Below are 5,377 nucleotides of genomic sequence, written 5' to 3'. Positions count from 1 at the left end.
TGCCGGAGGGGCACGGGAGGGAGGCCGGGGCGCGGATGTACCGCACGGGGGACCGGGTGCGGTGGGGCGCGGACGGGACGCTGGAGTACGTCAACCGGGCGGACAACCAGGTGAAGGTGCGCGGGTATCGCATCGAGCTGGGAGAAATCGAAGCGGTGCTGCGGCAGCAGGAGGAGGTGCGGGACGCGGCCGTCGTCGTGCGAGGAGAAGGGGCGGAAGCGCGGCTGGTGGGCTACGTGGTGGGGAAGCCCGGGCAGGAGGTAGAGGCGGGAGCGCTGCGTGAGCGGCTGAGGGTGAAGCTGCCGGAGTACATGGTGCCGCCGGTGCTGCGGGTGCTGGAGGGGATGCCGCTGACGCCGAATGGGAAGGTGGACCGCAAGGCCCTGCCCGAGGTGGAGGCGGTGGCGGCGTCGTCGCGCGAGTACGAGGCGCCGAGGAACGAAGTCGAGAAGACGCTGGCGGCCATCTGGGCGGAGGTGCTGCGGGTGCCGCGAGTGGGGGTGAAGGACAGCTTCTTCGAACTGGGCGGGCACTCGCTGATGGCGATGCGGGTGGCCTCCCGGATTCGAGAAGAGCTGGGCGTGGAGCTGCCGCTGCGAGCGCTCTTCGAGGCCACGACGGTGGAGGCCCTCGCCAGCCGCCTGGAGAAGGGCAGCCGAGCGACGGCTCCCGCACTGACTCGCATCTCGCGCGAAGAGCCCCTGGAGTTGTCCTTCGCGCAGCAGCGGCTGTGGTTCCTCGACCAGTTGGAGCCGGGCAGCCCGCTCTACAACATCCCGGTCGCGATGCGGCTGGAGGGCTCGCTGAACCTGGACGTGCTGAAGCTCTCGCTGCGGGAGGTCGTGCGCCGGCATGAAACGTTGCGCACGACCTTCGCGGAAGGCGAGGCCGGGCCGGAGCAGCGCATCCACTCGCGGCTGGAGTTGCCGCTGGTGGAGTGGGATGTCACGGCGGAACTCGAGGGTTCGGCGTTGCGTCTGCTGGAGGAAGAGGCACAGCGACCCTTCGACCTCGTCAAGGGACCGCTGATCCGCGGGATGGTGGTGAAGCTGGGGGAGACGGATCACCTGCTGATGGTGGTGCTGCACCACATCGTGTCGGACGGGTGGTCGCTGGACGTGCTGGTGCGGGAAGTGGCGATGCTCTACGGGGCCTATACCGAGGGCCGTCCGTCACCGCTGCCGGAGTTGCCCATCCAGTACGCGGACTACGCCGCGTGGCAGCGCGGCTGGCTCCAGGGAGGCCTGCTGGCCCGGCAGTTGGTGTACTGGCGCGAGCAGCTTCGCGGCGCGCCGCCCGCGCTGGAGCTTTCGACAGACAAGCCCCGGCCAGCGGTGCGTGGCTTCCGTGGCGCTCGGCAGGAAATCCACTGGCCGCGCGAGCTGGTGGAGTCGCTGAAGGCGCTGGGAAAGAAAGAAGGCACCACGCTCTTCGCGGTGCTGCTCGCGGGCTGGCAGACGGTGCTGTCCCGGTACTCGGGACAGGATGACGTGAGCGTGGGAACGCCGATGGCGGGCCGGACGCGCGCGGAGCTTGAAGGACTCATCGGTGTCTTCGTGAACACGCTGGTGCTGCGCACCCGGTTCACGCCAGGGATGACCTTCCGCGCGCTCGTGCGTCAGGTGGGGGAGACGGTCCTGGGGGCGATGGAGCACCAGGAGCTCCCCTTCGAGCGACTGGTGGAAGCGCTCCAGCCCGTGCGTGACATGGCACGCAGTCCGCTGTTCCAGGCGATGTTTGTCTTGCAGAACGTGTCGCAGGGGACGCTGTCCGTACCGGGCTTGAAGCTGCGCGCGGTGGATCCGGATACGCGCACGGCGAAGTTCGACCTGCTGATGCAGGTGTCGGAGACGGCGGAGGGCCTGCGCGGCTACCTGGAGTACGACGCGGACCTCTTCCTGCCGGAAACGATGGCGCGGATGGTGGAGCACCTGCGCGTGCTCCTGGAAGCAGTGGTCGCATGCGCGGATACCTTCGTGGATGCGCTACCGCTCCTGACGGAGGGAGAGCGCAAGCAGTTGCTGGTGGAGTGGAACGAGACGAAGGCCGAAGCGCTGGCGGGCGTGGGGATGCACTCGGCGTTCGAGGCGCAGGCGAGGAGGACGCCGGAGTCGGTGGCGGTCGACTTCGAGGGGAGGGAGCTGAGGTACGCGGAGCTGGAGGCGAAGGCGAACCAGTTGGCGCGGCACCTGGTGAAGCAGGGGGTGAAGCCCGAGGCGCGGGTGGGCCTGTACGTGGAGCGCTCGGAGGCGATGGTGGTGGGGCTGCTGGGCATCCTGAAGACAGGGGCCAGCTACGTGCCGTTGGACCCGTCCTTCCCGCCGGAGCGGTTGGCGTACATGAGGGAAGACAGCGGGATGGCGGTGCTGGTGACGCAGCAGTCGCTGAGGGAGGGGCTGGAGACGGCGACGACGAAGGTCGTGTCGCTGGACGGAGACGCGGACGTGTACGTCCAGGAGGACGCGTCTGAGCTGGGAATCGCCATAGCTGCGGAGTCGGTGGCGTACGTCATCTACACGTCAGGGACGACGGGGAGGCCGAAGGGAGTGCAGGTGCCGCACGGGGCGGTGGCGCGCTTCCTCTCGGCGATGGCACAGGCTCCTGGGTTGAAGGCAAGCGACGTGCTGGTAGCGGTGACGACGTTGTCGTTCGACATCGCAGTGCTGGAGTTGCTGCTGCCGCTGTCGGTGGGAGGGAAGGTGGTGGTGGCGCCGCGAGAGACGGCGGTGGACGGCAAGCGGCTGGGAGAGTTGCTGGAGGCAAGCCGGGCGACGGTGCTGCAAGCGACGCCGAGCACGTGGCGGCTGCTGGTGGAGGCGGGGTGGAAGGGCCCGGGCGTGAAGGCGCTGACGGGCGGAGAAGCCCTGCCGAGAGAGTTGGCGAAGGCGCTGCGGGAGAGGTGCGCGTGCGTCTGGAACGTCTACGGCCCGACGGAGACGACAGTCTGGTCGACGGCGCACGAGGTGGAGGAGGGGACGGGCCCGGTGCCGATTGGGCGCCCCATCGGGGGCACGCGCGTCTACGTGCTGGACGCGTCGCTGCAACCGGTGCCGGTGGGAGTGCCCGGGGAGCTGTACATCGCGGGGGAAGGAGTGACGCGGGGCTACCTGGGGCGTCCGGAGCTGACGGCGGAGCGCTTCGTGCCGGAGGGGCACGGGAGGGAGGCCGGGGCGCGGATGTACCGCACGGGGGACCGGGTGCGGTGGGGCGCGGACGGGACGCTGGAGTACGTCAACCGGGCGGACAACCAGGTGAAGGTGCGCGGGTACCGCATCGAGCTGGGAGAAATCGAAGCGGTGCTGCGGCAGCAGGAGGAGGTGCGGGACGCGGCGGTGGTGGTGAGGGGAGAAGGGGCGGAAGCGCGGCTGGTGGGCTACGTGGTGGGGAAGCCCGGGCAGGAGGTGGAGGCGGGAGCGCTGCGTGAGCGGCTGAGGGTGAAGCTGCCGGAGTACATGGTGCCGCCGGTGCTGCGGGTGCTGGAGGGGATGCCGCTGACGCCGAATGGGAAGGTGGACCGCAAGGCCCTGCCCGAGGTGGAGGCGGTGGTGGCGTCGTCGCGCGAGTACGAGGCGCCGAGGAATGAGGTCGAGAAGACGCTGGCGGCCATCTGGGCGGAGGTGCTGCGGGTGCCGCGGGTAGGAGTGAAGGACAGCTTCTTCGAGCTGGGGGGGCACTCGCTGATGGCGATGCGGGTGGCCTCCCGGATTCGAGAAGAGCTGGGCGTGGAGCTGCCGCTGCGAGCGCTCTTCGAGGCCACGACGGTGGAGGCCCTCGCCAGCCGCCTGGACACCGCGAAGCACACGACGATTCGGCCCCTCCAGCGGACGTCGAGCAGCGCACCGCGTCCGCTGTCCTTCGCGCAGCAGCGGCTGTGGTTCATCGATCAGTTGGAGCCGGGCAGCCCGCTCTACAACATCCCGGTCGCGGTGCGGCTGGACGGCACGTTGAACGTGAGCGCGATGGAGCGTGCGCTGCGGGAAGTGGTGCGGCGGCACGAAGCACTGCGCACGACCTTCGTGGACGGTACTTCCGGTCCGGTGCAGCGGGTCTGGCCGGAGGCCGGGTTGTCGCTCGGCGTGCGGGACCTGTCCGGGTGCACCGAGGAGGAGCAGGCCTCCCTGGCCCGGACGAGGATCGAGCAGGAGATCCTCCGCCCCTTCGACCTGGAGAACGGACCGCTGCTGCGCGCGCTGCTGCTGAAGCTGGGTGAGCGCAAGCACGTCCTCGTGGTGACGATGCACCACATCGTCTCGGACGGCTGGTCGATGGGGGTGTTCGTCAATGAGGTGAGCGCGCTCTACGCGGCCTTCACCCAGGGGCTGCCCTCGCCATTGCCGGAGCTACCGGTCCAGTACGCGGACTACGCGGTGTGGCAGCGCGACTGGTTGCAGGGCGAGGTCTTGCGACAGGAAGAGGACTTCTGGAAGCAGAAGCTCGCGGGTGCGCCCCAGGTGCTGGAGCTGCCCACGGATCATCCGCGCCCCGCGGTGCGGGGCAATGCGGGTGCCCTCCACCGGTTCAGCCTGTCGGAGCCTCTGGTCCTTCGCCTGCGCGCGCTGGCGCAGCAGGAGGAGGCCTCGCTCTACATGGTGTTGCTTGCGGGCTGGCAGGCGCTGTTGTCGCGCTACTCCGGTCAGCAGGACATCAGCGTGGGCACCCCCGTCGCCGGGCGCACGCAGGCGGAGACGGAGGGCCTCATCGGCTTCTTCGTCAACACGCTGGTGATGCGCACGGACCTGTCGGGCGCGCCGGACTTCCTCCACCTGGTGCGACGGGTGAAGCAGGGAGCGCTGGAGTCCTTCGAGCACCAGCACATCCCCTTCGAGAAGCTGGTGGAGGTGCTCCAGCCCGAGCGAAGCCGCAGCTACACGCCGCTCGTCCAATCCATGTTCGCCTTGCAGAACGTCCCGGCCAGAAAGGCGAGCCTGCCGGACGTGAAGCTCCAGGTGCTGGAGTTGGAGAGCCGGACGGCGAAGTTCGACCTGAGCCTCTTCTTCCTGGAGACCGCCCAGGGGCTGGCCGGCGCGGTGGAGTACAGCACCGAGCTGTTCGAAGCGTCCTCCATCCAGCGCATGGCCGAGCACCTGCGCATGCTGTTCGAGGGTGCGGTCGCGCGGCCCGACGAACCGGTGACCCGGCTACCGTTGACGGATGCGGCGGAGCGGAGCCGGCTGCTGGTCGAGTGGAATCAGACCGGAGCCCTGCCTCCGCCTACCGCCTCCGCGCATGCCCTCTTCGAGGAGCAAGCGAGGAGGACCCCGGACGCGGTGGCGCTGAAGTCCGCGGGGCGCGGAGAGTCGCTGACGTACGGTGAGCTGGACGCGAAGGCGAACCAGCTGGCGCACCAGCTGAGGAGCCAGGGAGTGAAGCGAGGCAC

1 protein-coding gene is annotated in these 5,377 nt (G+C 69.3%); it reads left to right on the top strand.

What is annotated here, in order from left to right:
- Window positions 1–35: 35 nt before the first annotated feature.
- On the top strand, window positions 36–5,377 hold a 5,342-nt coding region (locus U8525_RS34050), incomplete at its 3' end, for an amino acid adenylation domain-containing protein (protein WP_374270903.1).

It is taken from the genome of Corallococcus sp. RDP092CA, assembly GCF_041903675.1.
Taxonomy (GTDB): Bacteria; Myxococcota; Myxococcia; order Myxococcales; family Myxococcaceae; genus Corallococcus.
This window is presented reverse-complemented; position numbering and strand designations above follow the sequence as displayed.